The organism is Ornithinimicrobium carbonis (assembly GCF_050703245.1).
In the GTDB taxonomy this organism is placed as follows: domain Bacteria; phylum Actinomycetota; class Actinomycetes; order Actinomycetales; family Dermatophilaceae; genus Ornithinicoccus.
The window spans coordinates 3,594,777-3,620,962 of sequence record NZ_CP192647.1; the positions used below are offsets into that span (position 1 = coordinate 3,594,777).

23 protein-coding genes are annotated in these 26,186 nt (G+C 73.6%); 9 read left to right on the top strand and 14 right to left on the bottom strand.

Annotated elements, in window-relative coordinates; genetic code table 11:
- Nucleotides 1-429 precede the first annotated feature (429 nt).
- Together ACQ95T_RS18045 and ACQ95T_RS18050 are read left to right on the top strand one after the other, a co-directional pair.
- Entirely contained in the window at nucleotides 430-1,647 is a 1,218-nt protein-coding gene (locus ACQ95T_RS18045; RefSeq protein ID WP_431473232.1) for a metallophosphoesterase, read from the top strand.
- The gene (locus ACQ95T_RS18050; protein WP_431473233.1) at nucleotides 1,640-1,873 is read left to right on the top strand and encodes a hypothetical protein; all 234 of its coding nucleotides are present in this window, start codon (nucleotides 1,640-1,642) and stop codon (nucleotides 1,871-1,873) included. The genes ACQ95T_RS18045 and ACQ95T_RS18050 overlap by 8 nt, the downstream gene beginning before the upstream one ends.
- 3 nt (nucleotides 1,874-1,876) lie before the next feature.
- On the opposite strand, the gene thpR is transcribed toward ACQ95T_RS18050, so the two are convergent.
- The gene (thpR, locus tag ACQ95T_RS18055) at nucleotides 1,877-2,467 is read right to left on the bottom strand and encodes an RNA 2',3'-cyclic phosphodiesterase (protein WP_425942335.1); all 591 of its coding nucleotides are present in this window, start codon (nucleotides 2,465-2,467) and stop codon (nucleotides 1,877-1,879) included.
- 266 nt (nucleotides 2,468-2,733) lie between these two features.
- Entirely contained in the window at nucleotides 2,734-3,672 is a 939-nt protein-coding gene (locus ACQ95T_RS18060; protein ID WP_425942337.1) for a DsbA family protein, read from the bottom strand.
- A 157-nt stretch (nucleotides 3,673-3,829) separates the two neighbouring features.
- Between ACQ95T_RS18060 and ACQ95T_RS18065 the strand changes: the two genes are divergently transcribed.
- Complete coding sequence (locus ACQ95T_RS18065) at nucleotides 3,830-4,753, top strand: carbamate kinase (protein ID WP_425942339.1); 924 nt, start codon at nucleotides 3,830-3,832, stop codon at nucleotides 4,751-4,753.
- A 6-nt stretch (nucleotides 4,754-4,759) separates the two neighbouring features.
- Here ACQ95T_RS18065 and ACQ95T_RS18070 read toward each other — a convergent pair whose 3' ends face one another.
- The 3 genes from ACQ95T_RS18070 to ACQ95T_RS18080 are packed head-to-tail and all read right to left on the bottom strand — an operon-like array spanning nucleotide 4,760 to nucleotide 6,870.
- Nucleotides 4,760-5,137: a YciI family protein gene (locus ACQ95T_RS18070; protein ID WP_425942341.1), complete on the bottom strand. Its 378-nt coding sequence runs from the start codon at nucleotides 5,135-5,137 to the stop codon at nucleotides 4,760-4,762.
- Nucleotides 5,138-5,149: 12 nt separating this feature from the next.
- Nucleotides 5,150-6,325 (bottom strand): trans-sulfuration enzyme family protein, encoded by a 1,176-nt coding sequence (locus ACQ95T_RS18075; protein WP_431473234.1) that lies wholly within the window; start codon nucleotides 6,323-6,325, stop codon nucleotides 5,150-5,152.
- Complete coding sequence (locus tag ACQ95T_RS18080) at nucleotides 6,322-6,870, bottom strand: CGNR zinc finger domain-containing protein (RefSeq protein WP_425942345.1); 549 nt, start codon at nucleotides 6,868-6,870, stop codon at nucleotides 6,322-6,324. Before ACQ95T_RS18080 ends, ACQ95T_RS18075 begins: the two co-directional genes overlap by 4 nt.
- 83 nt (nucleotides 6,871-6,953) lie before the next feature.
- On the opposite strand from ACQ95T_RS18080, the gene ACQ95T_RS18085 reads away from it, so the two are divergent.
- On the top strand, nucleotides 6,954-7,805 hold the full coding sequence (locus ACQ95T_RS18085) for an EamA family transporter (protein ID WP_431473235.1): 852 nt from the start codon (nucleotides 6,954-6,956) through the stop codon (nucleotides 7,803-7,805).
- On the top strand, nucleotides 7,718-8,089 hold the full coding sequence (locus ACQ95T_RS18090; protein WP_431473236.1) for an EamA family transporter: 372 nt from the start codon (nucleotides 7,718-7,720) through the stop codon (nucleotides 8,087-8,089). The genes ACQ95T_RS18085 and ACQ95T_RS18090 overlap by 88 nt, the downstream gene beginning before the upstream one ends.
- 54 nt (nucleotides 8,090-8,143) lie before the next feature.
- On the opposite strand, the gene ptsP is transcribed toward ACQ95T_RS18090, so the two are convergent.
- The 6 genes from ptsP to ACQ95T_RS18120 form a co-directional block, all read right to left on the bottom strand.
- A complete protein-coding gene (ptsP, locus tag ACQ95T_RS18095; RefSeq protein WP_431473237.1) occupies nucleotides 8,144-9,694 on the bottom strand; it encodes a phosphoenolpyruvate--protein phosphotransferase in 1,551 nt (516 codons plus the stop codon).
- A 193-nt stretch (nucleotides 9,695-9,887) separates the two neighbouring features.
- Entirely contained in the window at nucleotides 9,888-10,157 is a 270-nt protein-coding gene (locus ACQ95T_RS18100) for an HPr family phosphocarrier protein (protein ID WP_425942351.1), read from the bottom strand.
- 215 nt (nucleotides 10,158-10,372) lie between these two features.
- Entirely contained in the window at nucleotides 10,373-12,544 is a 2,172-nt protein-coding gene (locus ACQ95T_RS18105) for a PTS fructose transporter subunit IIABC (protein WP_425942353.1), read from the bottom strand.
- Nucleotides 12,545-12,586: 42 nt separating this feature from the next.
- Nucleotides 12,587-13,534 (bottom strand): 1-phosphofructokinase, encoded by a 948-nt coding sequence (gene pfkB / locus ACQ95T_RS18110; RefSeq protein WP_425942355.1) that lies wholly within the window; start codon nucleotides 13,532-13,534, stop codon nucleotides 12,587-12,589.
- Nucleotides 13,531-14,301, bottom strand: a complete 771-nt coding sequence (locus tag ACQ95T_RS18115) for a DeoR/GlpR family DNA-binding transcription regulator (RefSeq protein WP_431473238.1) — start codon at nucleotides 14,299-14,301, stop codon at nucleotides 13,531-13,533. Before ACQ95T_RS18115 ends, pfkB begins: the two co-directional genes overlap by 4 nt.
- A 126-nt stretch (nucleotides 14,302-14,427) precedes the next feature.
- Nucleotides 14,428-15,969: a S10 family peptidase gene (locus ACQ95T_RS18120; protein ID WP_425942358.1), complete on the bottom strand. Its 1,542-nt coding sequence runs from the start codon at nucleotides 15,967-15,969 to the stop codon at nucleotides 14,428-14,430.
- A 55-nt stretch (nucleotides 15,970-16,024) separates the two neighbouring features.
- Between ACQ95T_RS18120 and ACQ95T_RS18125 the strand changes: the two genes are divergently transcribed.
- Genes ACQ95T_RS18125 through ACQ95T_RS18140 form a run of 4 tightly spaced genes read left to right on the top strand, consistent with a single transcriptional unit; the run spans nucleotide 16,025 to nucleotide 21,636 of the window.
- The gene (locus tag ACQ95T_RS18125) at nucleotides 16,025-19,033 is read left to right on the top strand and encodes a lipase maturation factor family protein (protein ID WP_431473239.1); all 3,009 of its coding nucleotides are present in this window, start codon (nucleotides 16,025-16,027) and stop codon (nucleotides 19,031-19,033) included.
- Nucleotides 19,034-19,059: 26 nt separating this feature from the next.
- Complete coding sequence (locus ACQ95T_RS18130; RefSeq protein WP_425942364.1) at nucleotides 19,060-21,144, top strand: M3 family metallopeptidase; 2,085 nt, start codon at nucleotides 19,060-19,062, stop codon at nucleotides 21,142-21,144.
- Nucleotides 21,141-21,359: a hypothetical protein gene (locus tag ACQ95T_RS18135; protein ID WP_425942366.1), complete on the top strand. Its 219-nt coding sequence runs from the start codon at nucleotides 21,141-21,143 to the stop codon at nucleotides 21,357-21,359. The genes ACQ95T_RS18130 and ACQ95T_RS18135 overlap by 4 nt, the downstream gene beginning before the upstream one ends.
- Before the next feature lie 31 nt (nucleotides 21,360-21,390).
- A complete protein-coding gene (locus tag ACQ95T_RS18140) occupies nucleotides 21,391-21,636 on the top strand; it encodes a hypothetical protein (RefSeq protein ID WP_425942368.1) in 246 nt (81 codons plus the stop codon).
- Nucleotides 21,637-21,904: 268 nt separating this feature from the next.
- On the opposite strand, the gene ACQ95T_RS18145 is transcribed toward ACQ95T_RS18140, so the two are convergent.
- The 3 genes from ACQ95T_RS18145 to ACQ95T_RS18155 form a co-directional block, all read right to left on the bottom strand.
- Nucleotides 21,905-23,986, bottom strand: a complete 2,082-nt coding sequence (locus ACQ95T_RS18145; RefSeq protein WP_425942370.1) for an elongation factor G — start codon at nucleotides 23,984-23,986, stop codon at nucleotides 21,905-21,907.
- 90 nt (nucleotides 23,987-24,076) lie between these two features.
- Nucleotides 24,077-25,450, bottom strand: coding sequence for a choice-of-anchor B family protein (locus tag ACQ95T_RS18150; protein ID WP_425942372.1), 1,374 nt, complete (start codon nucleotides 25,448-25,450; stop codon nucleotides 24,077-24,079).
- Between the two features lie 174 nt (nucleotides 25,451-25,624).
- Nucleotides 25,625-26,140: a MarR family winged helix-turn-helix transcriptional regulator gene (locus tag ACQ95T_RS18155; protein ID WP_425942374.1), complete on the bottom strand. Its 516-nt coding sequence runs from the start codon at nucleotides 26,138-26,140 to the stop codon at nucleotides 25,625-25,627.
- Nucleotides 26,141-26,186 lie beyond the last annotated feature (46 nt).

Sequence of the window (26,186 nt, forward strand, 5' to 3'; positions counted from 1 at the left end):
GCGGGCCCGACGGGCGCGCGGCCCCACGGTATCCAACGCCCCACGACTACGCTGACCCTGCGATGAGCACCCGTGAGCGCATCACCCGTGGGATGGCCGCCGGCCTGTGGCGAGCCCTGGTCGTCATGCTGCTCACGCTCGTGGCCGTGGTCGGCGGGGTGGCCACCACCCAGCTGTGGCCGGTGCACATGGAGACGGGGTACTTCACCGCGGACGTGGCCGTGGAGCCCCGGCTGGACTCCACCATCCAGGTGCCGACGGTGATCGGCGACGTCGTGATGACCTTCGAGGGCCCGTTGCCGGCCCCCGGGCTGACGGCCCAGGTCCAGGTGCGCGACGAGGTGACCGACCTCATCCGTTCCGGGCCGGCTGGACGCCACCAGCCTGCAGCCCAGCCAGGAGGAGCTGCGCGAGGCCATCGACACCGGCGTGCGCGAGGTGGCCTGGAAGTTCGCCGCGGGTGCGCTCGTCACCTCCCTGCTCGTCCTGCTGGCCTACGGTGTGTCCCGCCCGCGCCACGCCGGCCACGTCGTCGCGGCGGCGGCGGGCGCGACGGTCCTGGCGCTGGCGCTGCCGGGGGCCTCCGCCTACCTGACCTACCGCACCGGCAAGGTCGCCGAGTTCCGGGCCACGTCCATGCTGTCGCTGGTGCAGACCAACGCCGGGATCCTGGACTCGCTGGCCAGCAAGGCCGACCAGGGTGCCGTCTACGTGACCAACCTGCTGGCCCTGTCCGACGCCCTGCGCGAGGAGTTCACGCCGGAGGGGGTCGAGGCGCCGGTGGCGGCGCGGTTCCTGCTCGTCAGCGACATCCACGGGATGGACCAGTACCCGCTCATGCGGCAGATCGTGGCCACCGAGCGCATCGACGCGGTCGTCGACAGCGGCGACCTGGTCAACTTCGGTCGGGTCCGCGAGGGCGAGCTGACCGGCATCTTCGCCGGGATCGAGTCGCTGGGCGTGCCCTACGTGTTCGTCCGGGGCAACCACGACGCCGTCTCGGCCACCGACGAGGCCCTGCTGCAGCGGCTGGCCCAGATCCCGAACGTCGTCCTGCTGGAGCCGACGGACGGCGAGTACCTGCGCGTCGACGTGCACGGGGTCTCGGTGTCGGGGTTCAACGACGTGCGCTTCTTCAACCAGCGCTCGGACGACTTCGGCGGCGAGCAGCTGGAGGCGGCCGCGCAGTTCCGGGAGGCGACCGACGCTGGAGCCCACGGACCTCGTCGTGACCCACCAGCCCTTCGCCGCGCACCGGGTGCGGGCCGGGACGCTGACGGTCAACGGCCACATGCACGCCCCGGCACTGGACGGCCAGCACCTGCAGGTGGGGTCGTTCACCGGGGGCGGGCTGGTCAACCAGTTCCGGCTGCCGCCGCTGACCGAGGAGGCCAGGGAGGCTGCGGAGGAGGACCCGGAGACCGCCGGCGAGCTCGTCAGCCAGCCCTACAGCTTCGACATCCTCACCGTCGGGCAGGACTGCTCGGTCGTGAGCCTGACGCGGTACAGCTACCGCAACCTGGTGTCCGGCAGGCCGCAGTTCGACGACGTCCGCCTGGTCAACGGCCGGACCCTGCAGCCGGACCCGCCACCGGGTCGCACCTGCGGTCCCGAGCTGGGGGGGGTGGTGACCGGGCCGGTGGGTGAGTTCGTCCCGGCGGAGGGGCGCCCCGCGGACGAGGGGGACGGCGAGGTGGACGACGGCGAGGTGGACGATGGGGGGGCGGTCGTCACCGGGGCGGTGGACGACGGGGCGGGTGACGGGCCGGGCGACGGGCCGGGCGACGCGGCCGTCACCGGGGCGATGGACGACGCGGTGGGCGACGCGGCCGTCACCGGGGCGGTGGACGACGCGGTGACCACGGCGCCGTAGCCGTCACCCGTCGGTGCCCTCCCTTCCCAGGGGCCAGCGATGACGCACCTCGTGCCGCGGGGTCCCGTTCGGCCCCTCCCCCAGCCACGAGGCGACCAGGACCAGCTCGGGCACCGTCCAGACCGGGGTGAGGAGGGTGTCCAGAGACTGCAGCAGGTGCCCGGCGGGGTGCCGGCCGCCGACCGAGCGGGCGAGCGTGACGTGGGGCGTGAACCGGGTGCCCTCCAGCCGGGCGCCGGCGTGCGAGAGGACCCGGCGGATGCCGGCCGCCCACCCCGCCAGGGTGTCCGGGTGCTCCTCCTCGACCCCTGCCCACAGCACCCGCGCGGCCCCCGGGTCGGGGAAGGCGCCGGCCCGACGGAGCCGGAGGTTGAGGGGACGCTGGCGGGCGGCATACTCCGCCCCGGCGCCGATCAGCTTCTCCTCGCGCCAGGCGTCGAGGTCGGGCACGAACGCCAGCGTGAGGTGGAGGTGCTCGGCCCGGGTCCAGCGCCACCTGCCCTGCGTCGCGAGCGCGTCCCGGCGGGGCTGCAGGAACTCCTCGACGGCCTCGACGACCGGGGCGGGCGGGACGACGGCGACGAAGACACGCACGGCCCCCATGATGGCTGACGGGGGCGTGTCCGGGAAGTGCCCGCAGGAGTGTGACCGATCGCTGTCCCCATGACGACACCGATCGGTCACGAGTCTTTCTGGTGCCCGACGCTGGGCGGGTGACGAGCAACGTGGGGGCGGTGACCGATGCCCGACGCTGGGCGGGTGACGACCAACGTGGGGGGCGATGACCGATGCCCAGCGGTGGGCGTACGACGACCGACGTGGGAGACGATGACCATCCCGGGGGTGGGCGGCCACGGGGCTCAGCCTTCGGTGGCGGCCTTCTCCAGCTGCTCGGAGACGACGCCGCGGAAGTGCTCGGCCGTCTCGGCACCCTGGACGACGGCGGTGTTGACCAGGAAGGTCGGGGTCGAGCTGAGCCCCAGCGACCGGGCCTCGGCCGTGTCGGCGTCCACGGCGGCGGCGAGCTGGGGGTCGTCGAGGGATTCCGTGAAGGCGTCGACGTCGGGGACGCCGACCTCCTCGGCGATGGCGACCAGGTCGTCCTCGGTGAGCGTGGCCTGGCCGGCGGTCGAGCGCGCGAAGGCCGCCTCCTGGTAGGCCAGCCCGTGCTCGGGCCCCTGCTCCGCGGCGGCCCGGGCGGCGACGGCGACCGCGTGGGACTCATCGCCGAAGATGACGAAGTCACGGAACTCGATGCGCAGCGTCCCGTCGTCCACCAGGTCCTGCAGCTCGGGCAGCGTCTCGAGGGCGAACCGGGCGCAGAAGGGGCAGCGGTAGTCGGCGTACTCGATCATGACGACCGGCGCGTCCACGTCACCGACGGCGAGCGGGTCGTCGGCGTCCCGCCGCTGCAGGCTCATCATCAGCTCGGCGACCTCCGGCGAGGGGCCGGTGGCCGCAGCGTCGTCACCAGCGTCGCCGGTCGCGTCGGCCGACCCGTCCCCGGAGCCGTCCGTCGACCCCTCGGCGGCCCCTCCGGTGTCGGCGGCGTCGGTGCCCTCGCCGTCGTCAGCCTCGGCGTCGTTCCCGGCGGCGTCCTCGGTGGCGTCTTCGCTCGTCGCCGGCGCGCTCACCGAGGGGGCGCTGCCGGCGGCATCACCGTCCCGGCCCCCGTCGCTCAGCGCCAGCCAGGCGATGAAGGCGCTGACCAGGGCGACGACGATGACCGCGACCGCCCAGGCGATGGACGCGGTCCGGCGGTCGTCGGCCGGAGGAGGAGAAGAGGCGGCGCTGCTCACCGGCCCAGCGTCGCACAGCCCGCGCGGGGGGACGGCACCCGGCCGCACCCCTCGCACCCCTCGCACCCCGACCGTGCGCCGCACCACGGCCGCACCCCCGCGCCGGCCGAAACCCCGCGCCTCCCGCACCCCCGCGCCGGCACGGCATACTCCCCCCATGAGGATCGTCGTCGCCCTCGGGGGGAACGCCCTGCTGCGGCGGGGCCAGGTGCCGGACGCCGACGCGCAGGTGGAGAACATCCGGCGGGCGATGAAGGAGCTGGCACCCCTGACCGACGACCACGAGGTCGTCATCACCCACGGCAACGGTCCGCAGGTGGGCGTCCTGGCGATCGAGTCGGCCAACGACGCGCGGCTGACGCAGCCGTACCCCTTCGACGCGCTGGGGGCAATGACGCAGGGGCTGATCGGCTACTGGATCCTGCAGGCGATCGGCAACGAGCGGCCCTACCGCCAGCTCGCTGCCGTGCTGAACCAGACGCTCGTCGACGCGGACGACCCCGCGTTCGAAGACCCGACGAAGTTCGTGGGCGAGGTCTACGACGAGGAGACGGCACGCGTGCTGGCGGAGCGGAACGGCTGGCAGGTGCGCCGCGACGGCGAGCACTGGCGGCGCGTCGTCCCCTCGCCCCGTCCGCGGGAGATCATCGAGACCCAGCTCATCGACCACCTGCTCGACGAGTCGATCATCGTCGTCTGCGCCGGCGGCGGGGGCGTGCCGGTCGTGCGCACCGCGACCGGGGACCTGCGCGGCGTGGAGGCGGTCATCGACAAGGACCTGTCCGCGGCGGTCCTCGCGCACCGGCTCAAGGCGGACCGGCTCCTGGTGCTCACCGACGTGCCGGCCGTCATGGAGGGCTTCGGAACCGCCGAGGCGCGGGAGATCCGGCGGACCACGCCGGAGCGGCTGCGGGCGCTGGACCTCCCCGCGGGGTCGATGGGTCCCAAGGTCGAGGCGGTATGCCGTTTCGTCGAGGTCGGGGGGCAGCAGCATCGGGTCGCCGCGGCGATCGGCAACCTCGAGGAGGCCCGCGAGCTGCTGGACGGTCGGGCGGGGACGTTCGTCACCGCCGAGGGGTAGCGTCCCTCACCGCAGGTCGTCGGCCAGCGGGCCCTCGAACCAGGCGCCGAGCACCGGGGTCCACTCGCGCACGGCCACCTGCTCGACGAGGCCCTGCTGCTGGAACGGGTCCTCGCGCATCAGCTCGACCAGCTCGGCGGCACTGTCGCCGCGGAGCAGGATGAGCGCGGCGTCGGGGGCCTCGTCGACCTCGGCGTAGGGGCCCGAGATCAGCACGACACCCTCCGAGGCGAGGGCGCCGAGGAACTCCCGGTGCGCCGAGCGGTGCTCGTCGCGCGCCTCGGTGTCGTCGGAGTAGGTGTAGTGGACGGCGAAGATGGCCATGGGCCGATCGTAGGCCCGCTGGGCGCTCGCCGCCGCGCCGAGCCCCGTCACGCGGCTCATGGGCAGACCTGCTCAGCCCGCGGCCGCCTCCAGGGCCTGCTCGAGGTCGGCCCACAGGTCCTCGGGGTCCTCGACGCCGACCGACAACCGCAGGAGGGAGTCGGGCACGCTGGTCACCTCGAGCGGGTGGCGTCGTCGGCGCTCGATCTGGGACTCGACCCCGCCGAGGCTCGTGGAGTGGGTCCACAGCCGGGTCGCCGCGGACACCCGCTCCGCCGCCTCGGGGCCGCCGGCGACCTCGATCGAGACCATCGCCCCGAACCCCGGGTAGCGCACCGCCTCCACCGTCGGGTGGTCCAGGAGCCGGCTGACGAGCAGCTCGGCCGTCGCGCTCGCCCGCTCCAGGCGCACGTGCAGCGTCCGGACCCCTCGCAGCACGAGCCAGGCCTCCATCGGGCCGGGGACCGCGCCGTGCAGGGAACGGTGGGTGTGCAGCCGCTCGGCCAGGTCCTCCCGTCGCGGCGAGGTGACCAGGGCCCCGAGGAGGGTGTCGGAGTGCCCGGCGAGGTACTTCGTCGCCGAGTGCACGACCACGTCCGCCCCCCAGCCCAGCGGCTGCTGGGCGACCGGCGTGGCGAAGGTGTTGTCGCAGGCGACGACCGGGCGGGCGTCGCCGTACCGCTGGCCGAGCCCCCGCAGCACCCCGCGCACGTCGGTGAGCTCCATCATCGGGTTGGTCGGGGACTCCAGCATGAGCAGGTCGGCACCCTCGCAGGCGTCGACGATCCCGGCGGTGTCCTCGGCCTGGACCGTCCGGACGGTGAGCGCCCCGGCGCCCGCGCGCTCGGCCAGCTGCGCAGTGGTGCCGCTGTAGGCGTGCCGCGGGGCGACGACGACACCGCCCACCGGGACCAGGGAGACGACGGCCGAGATCGCGGCCAGCCCGGAGGCGAAGGTCAGCGCCCGACCGCCCTCGAGGGAGCCGAGCACCTCCTCCAGCGCCTGCCAGGTCGGGTTGGACACCCTGGCGTAGTCGACGGCGCCGTCGGCGATGAACGTGGAGGTGAAGGTGACCGGCACGTTGACCGGAGCACCGGGGTCGCGCGGCGGGCGACCCAGGGCGACGGCGCGCGGTCGCGCGGAGGCGAGCCGGGCGTGGTCGCCGGACCGGTGGGCGTGGTCGTTGCCGTTGTCGTAGCCGCTGTCGTTGCCGTTGCCGCTGTCGTTGTCGTTGTCGAACGCGTTCATGCGGGATCCTCCTGGGTGGCCTGGCGCTCACGATAGGCCGCCGCGGCCATCCGGTTGCCGCACGCCGTGCTGCAGAAGCGTCGCGAGCGGTTGCGCGAGAGGTCGACGTGCACCGCCTCGCAGCCGTCGGCCTCGCAGGTGCGCAGCCGGCCGAGCTCACCGGCGCGGACCACGTCGACCATCGCCATCGCCGCCTCGACCGCCATCCGGGTCGAGATCGGGGCGTCGTCGGAGACCGCGTGCAGGTGCCACCCCCAGTCGTCGTGGTCGACCAGCTGCGGGAGGGCGCGAGCGTCCGCGAGGAGCGTGTTGACCAGCGGCACGACCGCGTCCTCGTCCAGCTCCCACAGCCGGGCCAGGCGGGGCCGCAGCGCCCGGACGGCCTCCAGCTCCGCGGGCTCACCGGTCAGCGCCCCGGACCAGCCCTGGTCGCGCACGAAGCCCTCGAGCTCGTCCCCGGTCGTCAGGGTGTCGGGCGGACCCATCGTGTTCACCAGCGCGGCCGCGCTCTGCAGGGCGATCTCGGTGTCATGGGTGAAACGCATCTTGACTCCTGACGCAGCCAGTCGTATCGTCATGGTCATCACTTCTTGACACCCATGATGACAGATGAGAGGGGGTCCTCCCCGTGACGATCCACGACCGGCACGCCGCACCCACCGGCCCGGCCACCCCGGCCACCCCGCTGACGGCCGACGCCCCGACGGTGACGCCGACCAGCGCTCCCGCCCCGGGGCGGGCCGCCTCGCCCACCCCTCTTCGCCTGCTCGTCCTCGGCCTGCTCGTCGCCGTCTTCTCGGCCCTGACCTTCGGCAGCTCGGGGGCGGTCGCCAAGAGCCTGCTCGTCCAGGGCTGGTCGCCCGGCGCCGCCGTGACGGCCCGCATCGTCCTGGGCGCGGTGATCCTCGCGGTCCCGGCGGCGCTGTCCATGCGGGGCCACTGGCACCTGCTGCGCCGTCCGGTGACCTGGGCGCACGTGACGACGTTCGGCATCCTGGCGGTCGCCGGTGCCCAGCTCTTCTACTTCCTGGCCGTCGAGCGGCTCTCCGTGGGCGTCGCGCTCATGCTGGAGTACCTCGGCCCCATCCTCGTCGTCGGTTGGCTGTGGCTCGTCCGCGGGCAGCGGCCCCGTCCGCTGACCGTCGTGGGGATCGGCGTGGCGATGCTCGGCCTGCTCCTCGTCCTCGACGTCCTGGGGGACGCCCGGCTCAGCGGGATCGGCGTCATGTGGGGCCTGTTCGCCGCCGTCGGCCTGGCCGCCTTCTTCGTCGTCGGTGCCGACGACGCCACCGGCCTGCCGCCCCTGGCGTTCGCCTGCCTGGGTCTGCTCGTCGGAGCCGCCACGCTTCTGCTCGCCGGGGCGGTCGGGCTGGTCCCGATGCACTGGACACGGTGGACGTCACCGTCTCCGGGTATGCCGTCACCTGGTGGGTGCCGGTGCTCTGGCTGGGCCTCGTGGCCGCCGCGATCGCCTACCTAACCGGCGTCGTCGCGGCCCGCGCCCTGGGCGCCAAGGTCGCTTCCTTCGTCGGCCTCACCGAAGTGATGTTCGCCGTGCTGTGGGCCTGGGTGCTGCTCGGCGAGCTGCCCGCCGTCGTCCAGCTCCTCGGCGGCCTGTTCATCCTCGCCGGTGTCGTCCTGGTCAAGCTGGACGAGCAGCCCAGTGACCGCGACGGGGAGCACGAGCCCCTCGAGGTGGAGCCGATCCCGGACGTGGACGCTGACCGTTCCGCGGCCGTGGCAGGAGACCGTCCGACCCGGTAGCCGACCCGGTGGCCGACCCGGTAGCCGACCCTGCCCGACGACCTCGTCGCCGGCTCAGACCAGCTCGGTCAGCTGCGGCCGGGCCGCCTCCCGCACCGCGGTGAGGGCGTCCGTCGCCGTCCGCGCGGAGGTGGCGATGCTGGCGAGGTGCTGGCACTCCGGCAGCGAGTGCAGCGACAGCGCCAGCCGGACCAGGGGCACCTTGCTCGGCGCCATCGAGAGGCTGGAGACCCCCATGCCGACGAGCACCAGGGCCAGGAGCGGGTCGCCACCGGCCTCGCCGCACACCCCCATCGGCCTGCCGACGCGTGCGGCTCCCCGGCATGCCGTCCCGATGAGGGAGAGAACCGCCGGCTGCCATGGGTCGAGCAGGTCCGACAGCTCACCCTGCATGCGGTCGGCGGCCATCGTGTACTGCGCGAGGTCGTTGGTACCCAGGCTGCCGAAGTCGCAGTCGGCGAGCACGTGGTCGGCCCGGAGGGCGGCCCCGGGGACCTCGATCATCACGCCTGCCTTGGGCAGACCGTTCTCCCGGACGCGCCGGGCGAACCAGTCGGCCTCCTCGGCGGTGGCGACCATCGGGGCCATGACGCGCACGTCGGCGCCGGTCTCCCGTGCGGCCACCGCGAGCGCCTCCAGCTGGGTGTCGAGCAGGTCGGGCCGCTCGGCCGACAGGCGGAGTCCGCGACGGCCGAGGGCCGGGTTCTCCTCCGGGCCCAAATCCGCGAACGCCAGCGGCTTGTCGGCACCGGCGTCGAGCGTGCGCACCACCACCCGCCGCCCCTCGAAGGGGGCGAACACCTGGCGGTAGATCTCCGTCTGCTCGGCCAGGGTCGGAGCGGTGTCGGCGGAGAGGAAGACGAACTCGGTGCGGAACAGGCCCACGCCCTCAAGATCCTGGGCTCCGGCCTCCACCGCGTCCGCGACCCCGCCGATGTTGGCGAGGAGCGCGACGTGGTGACCGTCGCGGGTGACCCCTGGCCCGGCGCTGCCGGCCAGGGCTGCGGTCAGCCGCTGGCGCCGACGGTGCAGGGCGGCGACGACCTCCTCGCTCGGGTCGACGACGACCTCGCCCGCGTCGCCGTCCACGGCCACCAGCGTGCCGGCCGGGAGCTCGGTGGCCCCGGGCACCTGCACGACCGCGGGGATGCCCATCTGCGCGGCGAGGATCGCGGTGTGGCTGGTGCGACCACCCGCCTCGGTGACGATGGCCACCACCATGGCCCGGTCGAGCGTCGCGGTCTCGGCGGGCGCCAGGTCGTGCGCCACCACGACGGAAGGACCGGTGAGCTCGGGCACGCCCGGGGCGGGCACGCCCAGCACCTGGGCCAGGGCCCGCGACCCGACGTCGCGCAGGTCGGTCACCCGTTCGGCGAAGTATCCCCCGAGCGCCTCGAACTGCGCCGCGAACTCCTCGATGCCCGCGTGGACCGCGGCGGCCTGGCCGACCCCCTTGGCCAGGTGCTTGCCGACCGCCTTGTGCAACGAGCGGTCGCGCGCGATGAGGACGGTGGCCTTGAGGATCTGCTGGGCGGTGTCGTCGGCCCGGGCGGCCCGCTCCTCCAGGTCGGCGGCCACCGCCTCGAAGGCCTGCTTGACCTCCACGAGTGCGGCGTCGGGCGTCGTCGGTCGTCGGCGGCTCGTCGGCCGGCGGCCGGACGGGCGGGGCGACCTGCACCACCGGCCCGGACGCCGTGCCCGGGCTGACGCCGATGCCGCGCCGGACGGTTCCCGCGCCTGGTCCGGAGGCCGGCGCGGCGGCGGGTCCGTCGGCGACGTTCGGGTCAGCCATCGTGGATCACTCCGCGTCGAGGTCGGTGGCGAGCAGCTCGACGAGGCCGTCGAGGGCGGCGTCGGCCCCCTCGCCCTCGGCGGTGAGCACGACCTCCTCGCCGTGCTTGGCGCCCAGCGCCATGACGCCGAGGATGCTCGTGGCGTCCACCGGGTCCTCGCCCGGACGGGCGATCTCGACGTCCAGCCCGGTGGCCGACGCCTTCTCGACGAAGAGGGCCGCGGGGCGGGCGTGCAGCCCGACGGAGCTGGCGATGGTGACGGTGCGCTGAGCCATGAGGGTCTCCTTGGTGGGTTCGGTCGATCCTAGGTGCGGGTCGTGCGGGCGTGCGTGCGGTCGTGCGGGTCGTGCGGTCGTGCGGGTGCGGTCGTGCAGGTCGTGCGGTCGTGCCGCGGCCGGCGCTCCGGTCGTGGAGGGGGCGAGCGGTACGGGTCTTAAGGGTGTGCCGTGCCCGCCCGGGCCGCGGAGGCCCGGGCGGGCACGGCCGTGTCTCAGGCGGTGGCGGTCACGCTCTGCACCGCCTCGCGGCTGCGGTCGCGGCTCTTGAGCAGGACGATGAGCGTGGCGGTCACCGCGACGCCGGCGGCGAGGGCGACCAGGAAGCCCAGGAAGTTGCCGATCAGGGGCAGCACCCAGATGCCACCGTGCGGGGCCCGCAGGGTGGACCCGAAGGCCATCGCCAGACCACCGGTGACGGCCGAGCCGACGAGGGAGGACGCCATGATGCGCACGGGGTCGGCCGCGGCGAACGGGATGGCACCCTCGGAGATGAACGAGGCGCCCAGCAGCCAGGCAGCCTTGCCGTTCTCCCGCTCGGGCTCGGTGAACAGGCCCGGACGGACCGCGGTGGCCAGTGCGCAGGCCAGCGGGGCGACCATGCCGGCCGCCATGACCGCGGCCATGATGGTCAGCTGGGGGGCGTCGGTGGCGGCCCCCACCCCGGCCAGGCCCGCCGTGGCGAAGAAGTAGGCCACCTTGTTGACCGGCCCGCCGAGGTCGAAGCCCATCATCGCGCCGAGGATGAGGCCCAGGACGATGGCGCTGCCGCCGGCCAGACCCTCGAGCCAGCTGTCGAGGCCGTTCATCATGGCCGCGATCGGGCGGCCGAGGATGGTGATGAAGATGCCGGCGGTGAGGAGGGTCGACAGGAGCGGGGTGACGACGACCGGCATGACGCCCCGGACGCCCTTGTGCACCTTCCAGCTGGAGATCCAGCGGGCGATGAAGCCGGCGAGGAAGCCGGTGGCGATCCCGCCGAGGAAGCCTGCGTCCATCTGGACCGCGACGGCGCCGGCGACGATGCCCGGCACCAGGCCGGGTCGGTCGGCGATGCCGAACGCGATGAAACCGGACAGGATCGGGACGAGGAAGCCGAACGCCGCCCCGCCGATGACGAAGAGCAGGGCCGCCCAGGACATGAGGCTGAACGGGCTGAAGCTGGTGCCGATGTTGGTGTCGTCGTCGGCGGTGAGGTTGTACTGGGTCACCTCGATCGCGCCCTGCTCGCCGACGGCGAGCTGGGCGAGCATGAAGCCCAGGGCGATGAGGATGCCACCGGCCGCGACGAACGGGATCATGTAGGAGACACCGGTCATCAGCCACTGGCGGATCTTGGTGCCGGTCCCGACCTTGCGCTCCTCGTCGGCGCCGGAGGGCCGGGCGGCGACGGCGGCGGCCGCCTGCTCGGCGCGCGCCGGGTCGCTGCTCCACTCCTGCGACAGGCGCTCGGCCCGGGACACCAGACCCGGACCGTCGGAGATGGCGGCCTTGACGCCGACGTCGACGGTGGGCTTGCCGGCGAACCGGCCCTTGTCCTTGACCTCGAGGTCGTGGGCGAAGATCACGGCGTCGGCCTGGTCGATCTGCGCCTGCGGGATGGGGGTCGAGCCGGCCGACCCCTGGGTCTCCACGGTGATCTCGTGACCGGCGTCCCGCGCCGCACGCTCCAGGGCCTCGGCGGCCATGTAGGTGTGCGCGATCCCGGTGGGGCAGGAGGTGACGGCGACCAGGCGCAGCGGACGGGTGGCCTGCTCGGGCGCGGACGACGGCTCGGTCATCGACGAGGAGGTGGTCGACGAGGTGCTCGACGCGCCAGCCGGAATGGAGGTGGACGCCGCTGCGGCCGCAGGGGTCGTCGCACCGGTGGTGGTGCCGCCCTCGGCGGGCCGGTCGACCGTGGTGGTGCCGCTGTCGGCGGGCTCCGCGGCGGGTGCCGGGTCGAGGGCGACCTCGTCGCCGACGATGCGCACGACCTCCTCGCGGGTGGTGGCCGCCTTGAGGGCGGCCCGGAACTCCTTCTTCATCAGCGCACGGGCCAGCTTGGGCAGCACCTGCATGTGCGCCTCGCCACCGCCCTCGGGCGCGGCGATGAGGAACACGAGGTCGGCGGGGCCGTCCTTGGCACCCCAGTCGATGCCCTCGTCCGCACGGCCGAAGACCAGCGACGGCTCGGTGATCGCGGCGCTGCGCGCGTGCGGGATGCCGATGCCGCCGGGCAGACCGGTGGCCATCGTCTCCTCGCGGCTGCGCACGTCGGCCAGGAACTGCTCCAGGTCGGTGCACCGGCCCGAGCGGACGAGCGTCTCGCCCAGGGTCCGGGTCGCCGCATGGCGATCGGGGGCGACGAGGTCGAGGACGACCTGGTCGGTGGTGATGAGTGACATCGGGAGGTTCTCCTTCGGGTGTTGCGGCAGGGGGGTATGCCGTCAGCTGAGGGTGCGGGTGAGGTCCGGGTCGGGGGTGAGGACGGCCTGGACGCCTGCCAGGTCGGCGGGGGTGGGGACGGCGCTGCCGGGAAGTGCGACGGCCGCGCTGCCCCAGCGCACGCCGGCGCCGACGACGTCGGCGGCGGACAGGCCCCGGCTGAGCGCGTCGAGACAGCCGGCCAGCAGGCAGTCGCCGGCGCCGACCGTGGACAGCGGCGCGAGGACCGGGGCCGCGGCGTGCACGACGGTGGTGGCGTCGACGAGCAGGGCGCCGTCGCCTCCGAGGGAGACGACGACCGTGCCGACGCCCCCGTCCACGAGGCCGCGCGCGGCGTCGCGCACGTCCCCGAGGGTGGGCAGCGCGTGGCCGACCAGCTCCTCGAGCTCCTCGAGGTTGGGCTTGATGAGGTCCGGGCCCGCGGCCACGGCCGGGTGCAGCGGGGCACCGGAGGTGTCGACGGCCACGAGCGCGCCCGCCTCGTGACCGCGCCGGACCAGCTGGGCGAAGAAGTCCTCCGGGGCGCCCGGGGGCAGGCTGCCGCAGCCGACGAGCCATCCGCGAGGGCCCTCGATGAGGGGGAGGGCGGTGGCCAGGAGCGCCTCGACGTCGTCCGGCCCGAGGACCGGGCCGGGCTCGTTGACCTTGGTCGTGGTGCCGCCCGGCTCCAGGAGCGCGACGTTCATGCGCAGGGTGCCGGCGACCGGAACCGGGGCGTGCGGCACGTCCGCGGCGGTGAGCAGCTCCTCCATGAGGTGGCCCTCCGGGCCGCCGGAGGGGAGGACCGCCACGGTGGGTGACCCCTGCGCCCTGAGGGCACGGGAGACGTTGATGCCCTTGCCGCCGGGGTCGATCCGGCTGTCGGTGGCGCGGTTGACCTCCCCGCGCTGCAGGTCCGGCACGCTGATCGAGCGGTCGATGCTCGGGTTGGGGGTGAGGGTGACGATCATGCGCGGGCGACCTCCGGGGCGTCGTCGGCGGCGCGCAGCTCCTGGGCGTGCTCGTCGTCGAGGGTGGTGTCGGTGACGAGCAGGTCCACCTGTCCGAGCTCGGCGAACCGGTGCAGGTGGACCTCGCCGACCTTGCTGGCGTCGGCCAGCACGACGACCCGGCGGGCCGCCGCGACCATGGCGGCCTTCACCTCGGCCTCCGCCTGGTCGGGCGTGGTGAACCCCCGCTCGGGGGTGACCCCGTTGGCCCCGAGGAAGGCGACGTCGACGCAGACGTCCTGCAGCGCGGCCCGGGCCCAGGGTCCGACGGCGGCGCCGGTGAGCCGACGGACCCGGCCGCCGAGCAGGAGCACGTCGACCTGGGGCAGCTGGCCCAGGACACCCGCGTGGGCGAAGGAGTTGGTGAGCACGGTCAGGCGGGTGGAGGTCGGAAGCAGCTCGGCCAGCGCCCCCGTGGTCGTCCCGGTGTCGAGCAGGACCGTCCCGTCGGAGGGCAGCTCGTCCAGCGCCCTCGCCGCGATCCGGCGCTTCTCCGCAGCCAGGTGCGACTGCCTGGCCTGCACCGTCGGCTCCAGCTCCAACCGGTCGGAGGGCAGGGCCCCTCCGTGCACCCGGCGCACCGACCCACGACGCTCCAGCGCCGTCAGGTCGCGCCGCACCGTCTCGGTGGTGACCCCCAGCTCCTCCTGGGCCAGCGCCAGGACCTCGACCCGACCCTGGGCGCGGGCCAGCTGGGCGATGTGCTGCTGCCTCTCCTGCGCGTACATGGGACCTGCGACCTCCTCGTCGGCCCGCCCCGGATCGTCCGGGACGGTGGGTCCGGCGACGGGGAGTCACCGGCTACCTCCGAGTGTGCCCCACACAAATCCACACGGTCAAGAGCAAAACCACATTTATTTTTGTGGTTCTTCGCCCACCCCGCTGGCCCGCCGGACGAAGTCGGTGATCCCCTCGGCCTCCTTCACCCGGGTGGCCGCGCCGACGTAGGGCATGTGTCCGGTCTCGAACCAGGCGTGCTCGATGCGGTCCAGCGCCTGGTCCGGCAGCCGGAGGTGGGCGACCGTGTCCTGGGCCGCACCGAAGGGCGTGGCCAGGTCGTAGTAGCCGTACTCGATCCGCACGCGCAGGTGCGGGTTGGCCCTCATCACCCGCTCCAGCTTGTCGGTGACGGTGATCGGGCGGCCCTCGAACTCCTTGTAGGACCAGTGCTCGATGGCGTCGGAGAAGACCGCGTAGGGCAGGTCGAGCTCGGACTCCAGCTCGCCCCGCAGGTAGTGGTGGATCGCGGCGGCGTAGGGGCCCATGATGGCGTCGATCGAGGGGTCGGCGTCCATGTTCTCGGCGATGCCCGAGTGCAGCACCCCGGTGATGCGCCCGTCGATCCGGCCGACCGTGCGGCCTTCCTCCCGCAGCAGCTCGGTGCAGAAGCGCCAGTGCTCCGGACGCAGGTCGCACCGGAGCAGGTAGTCCTGCGACAGGCCGGTCAGCCGGGCGAGGTCGGCGGCCACCGAGGACCGCTCCTCCTCGGTGAGCCGGTTGCCGCGCGCCAGAGCCCAGCGGTAGTGGCCGGCGGAGAGCTCCTGCGCCTCGGCGACCACCTCGCCCAGCGACCGGCCGGGGTGCCGGCCGTGGAAGTGCGCGACCGCCGCGTACGTCGGCAGGTAGGAGAGGCAGGCCTCGTCGTGGCGCAGGTAGCGGAAGTCCTGCGCGGCGAAGTCGAGCACGCTGGAGATCAGCACCAGCCCGTTGAGCTGCATCCCGAACCGGCTGAACAGGTGCTCGGCGACCGCGACGGCCCGGGTGGTGCCGTAGGACTCGCCGCAGAGGAGCTTGGGGCTCATCCACCGGTCCTCGCGGGTGCACCACAGCCGGATCAGCTCGGCGACCTGCTCCACGTCCTTGCCGAAGCCGTGGTAGTCCTTGGCCTTGCCGCCCTTGACAGCGCGCGACTGGCCGGTCGACATCGGGTCGATGAAGACCAGGTCCGTGGCGCGCAGCGGGGTCTGCGGGTTGTCCACCAGCGCGTACGGCGGCGGGGTCGGGGCGTCCACCTCACCGGCGTCGACGATCCTCGGCCCGAGCACGCCCAGGTGCAGCCAGACCGAGCTGGACCCGGGGCCGCCGTTGAAGACGAAGGTCACCGGCCGGTCGTTGCGGTCGGCGCCCTCGGGCAGGTCGAGGGTGTATGCCGTGACCGCCAGCTCGGCGCGCGGCGTCCACCCCTGGAAGACGTCGTCCTTGACCTCCTCCTCGCGCAGCACGATCCGCCCGGTCCGGGCGGTGTAGGCCAGCTCGCCGTCGTCGGTGACCAGGGTGTGGTGGGTCTCGACCAGCAGGTCGCGCGGCTCCGGGTCCTTGCCGGCGTCCTTGCCGGCGTCCTTGGTGGTGTCCTCGGTCGTCCCGTCGACGGTCGGGGTCGTGGCGTCATCGCTCATGGGCACCGACTGTACGAGGCGTGACGTGGGCGCGCGGCAGGCATACCGTCGAGGGATGGAGTGGTTCGTCGCCGACGACGGATGGCTGGGGCGCGCGGTGCTCCTGCACGGGCTGGCCGCGCTCTACCTGGTCGCGTTCGTCGCGGCGGCCCGGCAGGGGCCGGCCCTGCTGGGGACGCGCGGGCTGACGCCGGTGCCGACCTTCCTGCGGCGGGTGGGCTTCCGGCAGGCCCCGAGCATCTTCCACCGGTGGTGGTCGGACCGCTTCTTCCTCGCGGTCTGCTGGGCGGGCGCGGCACTGGCCCTGCTCACCATCGTCGGGGGAACGGCACGGCTGCCGCTGCCCGCCTCCATGGCGGTGTGGGCGCTGCTGTGGGCGCTCTACCTCTCGATCGTCAACGTCGGCCAGCTCTGGTACTCCTTCGGGTGGGAGACCCTGCTGTGCGAGGTCGGCTTCCTGGCCATCTTCCTGGGCAACGCGGCCGTCGCGCCGCCGCTGCTCGTGCTGCTCCTGCTGCGCTGGCTGCTCTTCCGGCTCGAGCTCGGCGCCGGGCTGATCAAGCTGCGCGGCGACCCCTGCTGGCGCGACCTGACCTGCCTGCACCACCACCACGAGACCCAGCCGATGCCCGGGCCGCTGTCCTGGTTCTTCCACCACCTGCCCGGCCCGCTGCACAAGGTCGAGGTCGCCGCCAACCACGTCACCCAGCTCGTCGTGCCGTTCGGGCTGTTCCTGCCGCAGCCGGTCGCGGGGTGGGCCGCCGGGATCATGCTGGTCACCCAGCTGTGGCTGGTGGCCAGCGGCAACTTCGCCTGGCTGAACTGGCTGGCGGTCGTGCTGGCGGCGTCCGTCCTGCCGGACGCCTTCTGGACTTGGCTCCTCCCCGGCCCCGTGCAGGACTGGCTCGTGCCCACGCAGGGCGGCGCGACGTTATACCCCTGGGTGGTCGCGGTGGTCCTGCTCACCGTCCTGGTGGCGGTGCTCAGCTGGCGGCCGGTGGTCAACCTGCTCTCGCCGGGGCAGGCGATGAACGCCTCGTTCGAGCCGCTGCGGCTGGTCAACACCTACGGCGCGTTCGGCAGCGTGACGAAGGTGCGCCACGAGATCGTGCTCGAAGGCCTGTCAGAGGACGGGGTATGGCGCGAGTACGGGTTCCGGGGCAAGCCCGGCCTCCCGGGGCGCTGGCCGCGGCAGTACGCGCCCTACCACCTGCGGTTGGACTGGCTGATGTGGTTCGCCGCCCTGTCCCGCCGCTACGCCCACCCGTGGCTGCCCCGGCTGCAGCGGCGGCTGCTCGAGGCCGACCCGCCGACGCTGCGGCTGCTCGCGCACGACCCGTTCGGCGGTCGACCCCCAGGGGCGGTCAGGGCGGTGCTCTACCGTTATCGGTACACCACGTGGACGGAGAGCTCCGCGCGACCGGGAACTGCTGGCACCGAGAGCTCGTCGGCGAGTTCCTTCCACCGGTGGCGCGAGGCTGAGGAGCAGATCGTGGCGCACCGGCTGGTCGAGCACGTCGGCCGGGTCCGGCACGCCCTCGTCGCCGTCCTGCTGCTGGCCCTGGTCGCGGTGCCGGCCGCCTCCTCTGCCGGAACCACGCCGTTCCCGGCCTGGGCCTCGCCCGCGGAGCTGGACGCCTTCCTGCAGGAGCAGCACCGGGAGCTGCACCTGCCCGGCCTCGCGGTCACGGTCCTGCTCGACGGCGAGGTGTACCTCGAGGCGACCTACGGTGAGGCCGCGCCGGGCGGACCGCCGGTCACTCCGGACACACCCTTCGTGCTGGGGTCGACCTCCAAGCAGTTCACCGGACTTGCGGTGCAGCAGCTGGTCGCCGACGGCCGCCTGGCCCTCGACACCCCGGTGCGGACCGTGCTGCCCGAGCTGGGCGGCGGTGCCTGGTCGGGGGTCACCGTCCGGCACCTGCTCGCCCACCGCTCCGGGCTGACGGAGGAGGACGGGCTGGGGCAGTGGGGCCTGGGCGAGGTGCCCGGCTCGATCCAGGAGGAGGTGGGACGCCTGGCGGAGGTGACCCCGGCCGCGGGACCGGGCGAGCGCTTCGAGTACTCCAACGCCAACTACGACCTGCTCGGGGCCGTCGTCGAACGCGTGACCGGCCAGAGCTTCGAGAGCGCGCTGCAGGAGCTCGTGGCCGCCCCGCTGGGGCTGGAGGCCACCACGACCGACCTCGACCTGGCGCGGGAGCGTGGCCTGGCCGCCGGCCACTACACGGTGCTGCGGCGCTGGAACGTCGAGGTGCCTGGCCCGCTGCCGCCGGGTGCGGCCCCCTCGGGCTTCGTCACCTCCACGGCACGCGACCTGACGCGGCTGCTGCAGGCCCACCTCGACGGCGGGAGCGGCCTGGACGAGGCGGTCCTGGCCGCCGCCCGGGAACCGCTGGGGGAGGTGGTCGACCAGGTCGACTACGGCAGCGGCTGGTTCATGCTCCCGTTCTGGGAGCTCGCGGAGGACCCCGAGGCCCGGGACGAGGCGCAGCTGCCGACGGTGCTGGAGCACCACGGCGACACCACCCGGTCGATGAGCACGATCGCGATGGTGCCGGACCACGGTCTCGGGGTCGTGGTGCTGGCGAACACCGGCCGGGGCACGCACCAGACCCTGCAGCCGCGCCTGTGGGAGGAGCTGCTGCACACCCTGGTCGGCACTCCGGCTCCGGAGCGGGACCAGGACCTGCTCCTGGCGGCCACGCCCGTCCTCATGGTCCTGCTCCCGCTCGCACAGACCGGGAGCCTGGTGTGGCTCGTCCGCACGCGCTCCGTCCGTCCGGGTCGCTCCTCCGGGAGGACCGGTCGGGCGACCGTGGTGGTCGCAGGCCTGCTGACCGCGGTCGCGTCGCTGCTGGCCCTGGAGGTGGTTCCCGCCCGGCTCGAGGCGGGGCTGCTGGACACGCAGTGGTGGCTGCACGCCCCCGACCTGGCGGTCTCGATCGCCCTCGTGCTGCTGCTGGCCCTGGCGACCCTGGCCGTGCTGGTCGGCGTCGCGGCAGGTCGCCTCCGTCGGCGCGGCACCGACGACGCGCACCCCGTGCCCTCGGCGGGGCGCTGAGGAACCCCTGTGCTGGGATGGGCACCATGACCAACCCGCTCCTCGCTCCCTCGACCCTGCCCTTCCAGCTGCCCGACTACGCCACGATGACCGAGGACCACGTGCGCGAGGCGCTCGAGGTCGGGATGACCGAGCAGCTGGCCGCCCTTCGGGCGGTCGCCGAGGACACCGAGCCGCCCACCCTGGAGAACGTCGTGCACGCCTGGGAGCGCAGCGGCGCCACCCTGGACCGCACGCTCTCGGCGTTCTGGGTCGCCCGGTCGGCCGACACCACCCCCGAGCGGGACGCGATCATGGCCGAGTTCTCCCCGCGGCTGGCCGCCCACCAGGACGCCATCCTCATGGACGCCGCCCTCTACGCCCGGCTCACCGGCCTGCGCGACCGCATCGACGCCGGCGAGGTCGAGGCCGACGAGCAGGACCGGTTCTGGCTCACCGAGTCCCTGCGCGCCTACGAGCGCGGCGGCATCACCCTCGGGTCGGACGACCAGGCCCGCCTGCGCGAGCTCAACGCCGACCTGGCCGGGCTGACCACGCGGTTCGACCAGATCCTCGTCGAGGGCCGCAACGCCGCCGCCGTCCACGTGACCGACGAGGCCCGGCTGGCCGGCCTGGGCGAGGACGAGCGGGCCGGGCTGCGCGAGGCCGCCCAGGACCGTGGCCTGGAGGGCTGGGTGGTGCCGATCGTCAACACGACCGGGCAGCCGCTGCTCGACGCGATGGAGGACCGCGGGCTGCGCGAGGAGGTCTTCCGCGCCTCGGTGGAGCGGGGGCTCGGCCGGGGCGCGCAGGCCGACCACGACACCCGCGACGTGCTCGTGCGGATCGCCCGGCTGCGCGCCGAGCGGGCCACCCTGCTCGGCTACCCCCACCACGCGGCCTACGTCCACGAGACCAGCTGCGCGGGGGGCACCGACGCGGTCAACGAGATCCTCGCCCGCCTCGCCACCGGGGTCGTCCCGCTGGCGGAGCGGGAGGCCGACGCCCTGCGCGAGCGACTGCACACCCTCGAGCCGGAGGCGCAGCTGGAGCCCTGGGACTGGCAGTTCCTCGCCGCCCGGGAGGCCGCCGAGTCCGCCCTCGACCCGGAGAAGCTGCGCCCCTACCTGGAGTTCGAGCGGGTCCTGCACGAAGGCGTCTTCGCCGCCGCGACCGCGCTCTACGGCATCACCTTCGCCGAGCGGCCCGAGCTCGTCGGCTACACCGACCAGGCGCGCGTCTTCGAGGTGCGTCAGGAGGACGGCAGCACGCTGGGCGCCGTCGTGATCGACCCCTACACGCGGCCGACCAAGAAGGGCGGCGCCTGGATGACCTCGATCGTGGACCAGAGCCACCTGCTCGGCGACCAGCCGCTGGTCACCAACACCTGCAACGTCCCGCCGCCCGCTCCGGGTTCGCCGAGCCTGATGACCTGGGACAACGTCATCACGCTCTTCCACGAGTTCGGCCACGACCTGCACGGCCTGCTCTCCGACGTGCGCTACCCCTCGCGCTCGGGCACCTCGGTCCCGCGCGACTTCGTCGAGTTCCCCTCCCAGGTCAACGAGATCTGGGCCTTTCAGCCCTCGCTGATCCGGCGCTACGCCGTGCACCACGCCACCGGCGAGACCCTCCCCGAGGAGTGGGTGGACGCACTCGTCGCCCAGCGTCAGGAGACGGCGTACCGCACCCTGGAGCTGCTCAAGGCGATGCTGCTGGACCAGGCGTGGCACCAGACCCCGCTGGCGGAGCTGCCCGCCGACGGGTCGGGTGTGGAGGAGTTCGAGGCCGCCGCGCTGGAGCGGGCCGGGGTCGCCTTCCCGTTGGTGCCCCCGCGCTACCGGTCGGCCTACTTCCACCACGTCTTCGGCGGGGGCTACGCAGCCGGCTACTACTCCTACCTGTGGTCCGAGGTCATGGACGCCGACACCGTGGCCTGGTTCACCCAGCAGGGAACGGAGCAGGAGCCCGGAGGTATGACGCGCGCCGCCGGCGAGCGTTTCCGCCGCGAGCTCCTCGGGCGGGGCGGGTCGATCGAGGCGATGGAGACCTACCGGCGCTTCCGGGGGGCCGAGCCGGACCTGCGCCACCTGCTGGCGCGGCTCGGGCTGGACGAGGAGCCCGCCGCGTGACCCTCCGGTCGCTGGTCACCGTCTACGCCGCGCTCGCAGCGCTGGGCCTGGTGTGGTGGGTGAGCGACGACGGGCTGTGGTCCGTGATCTTCTTCGGTGCGGTCGTGACTACCGGCACGCTGCACGTCCTCGTCCGCACGCGGGGTCTGGGCCACCGGCGCCGGGGGGCCGGGCCGGGTGACCGAGGGGTGGCGGGGCAGGACCCCCACCGCTAGGGTCGGCAGCACCTGAGCAGGGAGGACCGGCATGGAGGCGTCACCGAGGAAGCTGCTCGCGGCCGGGGGGGCCGTCTCGCTCGTCGCCCTCGTGGTCTGGTGGGCCACCACCGGGTCGCTGCTCCCCGTGGCGCTCGGTCTGGTGCTGGTCATGGCGGTGGCCGTGGGCTACGTCTTCTGGAGCAGCCGGGCCGGCTCGGTCGCCTACGGCCAGGAGCGGGTCGAGGCGGGCGTGCGCCGGTCGTTCCCCCGGGACCCCACGCTGCCGCGGATGTGACGGCCGCCGGTTCACCCCCGGGCGGGTCGCTCTTCACTGAGGTCGGGTCGCAGCGACCACCATCGGCTTGCAGGGCGATGGTGGTCGCTGCGACCCGACCTCGCTGCCTCCGCCTCACCCGGCGCTCCCGGCACTCCCGGCGCTCCCGGCGCTCCCGGCGACCGAGGGTCGGCACTCGCATGCCGCGCGCAGAACGTCCGGCGCCCGTCGTGGTGAGGACGCACCGGCGTCCACCCGCCGGTGGGAAAGAGGCACCGACGTCCGTCGGTCAGCCGGTGATGTCCCGGGCCAGCGACGCGGGCATGTAGTCGTAGCGGACGAACTCCCGGGTGAAGCTGCCGGAGCCGTGCGAGACCGAGCGCAGGTCGATCGGGTAGCGGGCCAGCTCGTGCTGGGGCACCTCGGCCCGCACCACGATGTGCCCCTCGACCGCGGCCGGCTCGGTGCCCTGGACCTGGGCCCGTCGGCCCCGAAGGTCGGCCATCACCGGACCGACGAACTCGTCGGCGACGGTGATCTCGACCAGGTCGACCGGTTCGAGGAGGGAGACCGTGGAGCTGTTGGCCGCCTCCCGCAGCGCCGTGCCGGCGGCGTTCTGGAAGGCCATGTCGGAGGAGTCGACGGAGTGGGCCTTGCCGTCGACGAGGCGCACCCGGACGTCGACGCAGGGGTAGCCGGCGAGCACGCCCTCGGCGAGCTGGGTGCGCAGGCCCTTCTCGACCGAGGGGATGAACTGGCGCGGGACCGCCCCGCCGACGACCTTGTCGACGAACTCGAAGCCCGCGCCCCGCTCCAGGGGCTCGATCTCCAGCTGGACGACGGCATACTGCCCGTGCCCGCCGGACTGCTTGACCAGGCGACCCTGGACCTGCACCGGGCGGACGAAGGTCTCCCGCAGGGAGGTCCGCACCGGCTCGGTCTCCACCTCGACGTGGTGCCGTTCGGCGAGGAGCTGCAGCACCTCCTCCTGCTGGGCCGGCCCCAGGGTCCACAGGACCACCTGGTGCGTCTCCGGGTTGTGCTCCAGGCGCAGGGTGAGGTCCTCGCTGACCAGCCGCTGCAGGGCGCCGGCGAGCTTGTCCTCGTCCTTGCTCTTGACCGCCTTGATGGCCACGGGCAGGAGCGGGTCGGGCAGCAGCCACGGCTCGACGAGCGCCGGACGGTCCCCCGAGGAGAGGGTGTCGGAGGTCTCGGCCGAGGCCAGCTTGCTCACCAGGACCAGCTCGCCCGCGATCGCGGCGTCCCGCGGCTCGGCGCCGCCGGGGACCGGGCTGCTGATCTGTCCGACGCGCTCGTCGTCCTCGTCGTGGCCCGGGTGGCCGGGGACCTCGTGGCCCACCACCCACTCCAGGTGGCCGCTGACGTGCAACCGGTCGCCGGAGCGCAGGGTGCCGGCGAAGATGCGGACCAGCGAGAGGCGGCCGACGTAGGGGTCGGTCATGGTGCGGACCACCTGCGCCACCAGCGGTGCGTCGGGGTCGGCCGGAACGTCGAGGATCGTCTGCGCGTCGGGGGTGGTCACCGTCGGCACCCAGGACTGGTCGGGCGAGGGGAAGGCGGCCACGACGAGGTCGAGGAGCCAGGGCACACCGGTGCCGGTCGGCGGGTTGACCGGCACGATCGGGAAGAAGCGGGCGGTGGACACGGCCGCGCGCAGGTCGGTCCGCAGGCCCTCCAGGTCCAGCTCCTCCCCGGAGAGGTAGCGGTCCAGCAGCGTCTCGTCCTCGGAGGTCTCGATGACCGACTCGATGAGGGTGGCCCGGCGCTCCGCCACCTCGGCGGCCTCGTCCTCGGTGAGCTCGCGGCTGGCTCCCCCGGCGTCCACCCGGACCTGGTCCAGCAGGTCGACGATCCCGGACAGCTCCTGCCCCTCGAGCACCGGCAGGGCCAGCGGGACAGCGTCCCCCAGCAGGCGGCGGCACTCCGCGACCACCTGGTCGTAGTCGGCCCGGGCCAGCTCGAGCTGGGTAACGGCGACGAGCCGGGGGATGCGCGCACCCTCGCACTCCCGCCACAGCATCCGGGTGGCCTCGTCGATCCCGCTGCCGGCGGCCACGACGAAGACGACGGCGTCCGCCGCGCGCAGGCCCGCCCGCACGTCACCCACGAAGTCGGGACGACCGGGCGTGTCGACGACGGTGATCACGGTGCCGGTGGCCTCGTGCACGGTGCTCGCGACACCGAGCACGGTCGAGGCCTCCTCGGCCTCCTTGACGTGGCCCAGCTGACCGGTCGTCAGCTGCTCCAGCAGGGCGCTCTTCCCGGTCCCCTGCGGTCCGACCAGGACCACGTTGCGCAAGTGAGCCGGAGAGGCGGGAGGCGTGAAGGAACGGGCGCCGGTGCGGTTCATGGGGCCAACCTACGCCGGGGCCCGGGAGGGTGGCACGAGGGGTGCGGCGCCCTCCCGGGACCCCTGCCGCAGGGTCGTCGACGACGCCGCTCAGCGACCTCCGGTGGCGCGCGGACCCTTGGCGGGCTTGGAGCTCTTCACCCGGGACTCCAGCACGAACAGGCCTTCTTCGGTGCCGGTCACGACCACCTTGCCGTCGTCGAACCAGGGGTAGTTGCTCCAGGTTCCGGCGAAGGAGGTGTCGTCGTCGGCCGGGTAGACGTCGAACCAGCCGGCCTCCTTCATCCGGCCCTGGTCCAGCTTGTAGGTGTCGAAGATGCGCAGGCCGGAGGTGTAGTTGGACTCGAAGGCCAGGTCGTCCTTGATGAAGATGTTGTGGTCGATCGACGACAGCCCGCTCGAAGCTGTCCCGGTCAGCTGGGGGTCGTCGAGGTCGTGCATGTCGAAGATGTAGGTGGTCGTCTCAGCCACCGTGCCGAAGGCCTCGTCCAGCTCGTCCCCCAGCAGGAAGTAGCGCTGGTCCTCGGTGAACCAGCCCTGGTGGGTGTAGGCGGACGTCTCGTAGGGGATGCGGGCGATCAGCTCGATGCCCGCGGGGTCGGTGGCGTCGAGCACGGTCACGGTGTCCTCGTTGGAGGCCACGCACACCTCCCGGCCGACATGCTCCGCGTCGGGCCCCTGGTAGTCGACGCACTGGATGTCGTGCGTGTAGCCGTCGTCCCCGAAGCATCCGGCGACCTCCGGGGCTGCCGGGTCGGACAGGTCGATCGCGATCGGCCCACCGTTCACATCCTTACAACCCGCCACGGTGACCCCGCGGGTCGCCCCCACCACGTACGCCGTCGCCGAGTCCTCGTTGATCGCCAGGTTGTGCGCCTGCCCGAACCCGCCGAGCCAGCCGTCGTCGTCCCACGTCCGGGCCTCATCGACGCCGCGCAGCCGGGTCAGGTCGAAGACCTGCATGCCGTGGCCGCTGTTCTCGGACACGACGTAGGCGTGGTCGGCGTGGACCTTGACGTCCCGCCAGACCCCGCCGCTGCCGACCGAGGTGTGCGACGGCAGCAGGCCCAGCCACACCGGATCGTTCGCCACGGTGACGTCGACGAAGCCGGTGCCCTCGAAGAGGCCGACGAGCGCGTAGTCGCGCCCGGTCTCGGGGTCGGTCCACCCCCAGACGTCGTTGGCCCAGACGGACCCCATCTCGGTGAGCGGCAGGAAGGAGGACAGGTCGACCTTGTGGCAGGGGAAGATGCCGGCCATCTGGTCCTCGCAGCGCACGTCGGTCATCCGCTCCATGGGGACCCCGCCCGGGCTGACGTCCTCGACCACCCGGTCGAAGCCGGACTCCTTGCCGGAGCCGTCGTGGTCGGGGTGGGCGGTCGCCGTGCCCGCCGCCAGGCCGAGGGTGAGGGTGCCGACCGCCGCCAGGGCGAGGGCCGCGCGTCCGTTCCGGTGCATCGTCATCGTCGTTCCTTCCGGGAGGGGGTGAGGAGGACGACGGTATGGCGCGGGTCACGCCCGCAGGAGCAGCTTGACCAGATCCGAACGCAACCTTGACCGCGGCCTTACCGCCCGGGCGCACCCGTCTTGCCCGCGGCACCTGTGCGACGCCGGGGCCCCACGCCCGAGCGGCCCTCGTCAGGCGCTCGCCGTGTCACCGGACCGCTCGACCTCGACCTCCCGCGCGGCGTCACGCATGCGGTCGGTGAGGCGGGCGAGGTCGCGAAGGTCGCTCTCGTCCAACCGGTCGAGGATGAGCGACCTCATCCGGTGGACGGGCACCTCCAGCTCGGCCAGCACCGCCTCGGCCGACGTGGTGAGGCGCAGCAGCACCCGGCGGCGGTCCTGGGGGTCGTGCTCGCGCTCGAGCCAGCCCTTGGAGGCGATCCGGTCGACGATGCCGCTCATCGTGGGGGTGGACACGCCCACCGACTCGGCCAGCTGCTGCCCGGTGGCACCGGGCAGGGCGCGCAGCAGGGCGAGGACCTGCAGCTGGCGCAGGGTGAGGTCGGCGGAGGTGGCCACCGGGTCGACCCACCGCATGGCGACGGCGTGCAGCTCGACCTCGGCGGCGGCGATCCGCTCGCACAGGAGTCGTCGCTCCTCCGAGGTCGCCACCGGGGACGCCGGGCTCTGGGCCCTGGCTGTTGTCATGCCGGAGCACCTCCTGCGGGGCGGGGCCTGGCGGGTCGCCGGGCGC

What these genes read in the sequence shown, in the direction of transcription:
- ACQ95T_RS18065 (WP_425942339.1), top strand. Translation starts at nt 3,830, where the DNA reads ATGAGGATCGTCGTCGCCCTCGGGGGGAACGCCCTGCTGCGGCGGGGC.
- ACQ95T_RS18070 (WP_425942341.1), bottom strand. Translation starts at nt 5,137, where the DNA reads ATGAGCCGCGTGACGGGGCTCGGCGCGGCGGCGAGCGCCCAGCGGGCC.
- ACQ95T_RS18075 (WP_431473234.1), bottom strand. Translation starts at nt 6,325, where the DNA reads ATGAACGCGTTCGACAACGACAACGACAGCGGCAACGGCAACGACAGC.
- ACQ95T_RS18080 (WP_425942345.1), bottom strand. Translation starts at nt 6,870, where the DNA reads ATGCGTTTCACCCATGACACCGAGATCGCCCTGCAGAGCGCGGCCGCG.
- ACQ95T_RS18100 (WP_425942351.1), bottom strand. Translation starts at nt 10,157, where the DNA reads ATGGCTCAGCGCACCGTCACCATCGCCAGCTCCGTCGGGCTGCACGCC.
- ACQ95T_RS18105 (WP_425942353.1), bottom strand. Translation starts at nt 12,544, where the DNA reads ATGTCACTCATCACCACCGACCAGGTCGTCCTCGACCTCGTCGCCCCC.
- pfkB (WP_425942355.1), bottom strand. Translation starts at nt 13,534, where the DNA reads ATGATCGTCACCCTCACCCCCAACCCGAGCATCGACCGCTCGATCAGC.
- ACQ95T_RS18115 (WP_431473238.1), bottom strand. Translation starts at nt 14,301, where the DNA reads ATGTACGCGCAGGAGAGGCAGCAGCACATCGCCCAGCTGGCCCGCGCC.
- ACQ95T_RS18120 (WP_425942358.1), bottom strand. Translation starts at nt 15,969, where the DNA reads ATGAGCGATGACGCCACGACCCCGACCGTCGACGGGACGACCGAGGAC.
- ACQ95T_RS18125 (WP_431473239.1), top strand. Translation starts at nt 16,025, where the DNA reads ATGGAGTGGTTCGTCGCCGACGACGGATGGCTGGGGCGCGCGGTGCTC.
- ACQ95T_RS18130 (WP_425942364.1), top strand. Translation starts at nt 19,060, where the DNA reads ATGACCAACCCGCTCCTCGCTCCCTCGACCCTGCCCTTCCAGCTGCCC.
- ACQ95T_RS18140 (WP_425942368.1), top strand. Translation starts at nt 21,391, where the DNA reads ATGGAGGCGTCACCGAGGAAGCTGCTCGCGGCCGGGGGGGCCGTCTCG.
- ACQ95T_RS18145 (WP_425942370.1), bottom strand. Translation starts at nt 23,986, where the DNA reads ATGAACCGCACCGGCGCCCGTTCCTTCACGCCTCCCGCCTCTCCGGCT.
- ACQ95T_RS18150 (WP_425942372.1), bottom strand. Translation starts at nt 25,450, where the DNA reads ATGACGATGCACCGGAACGGACGCGCGGCCCTCGCCCTGGCGGCGGTC.
- ACQ95T_RS18155 (WP_425942374.1), bottom strand. Translation starts at nt 26,140, where the DNA reads ATGACAACAGCCAGGGCCCAGAGCCCGGCGTCCCCGGTGGCGACCTCG.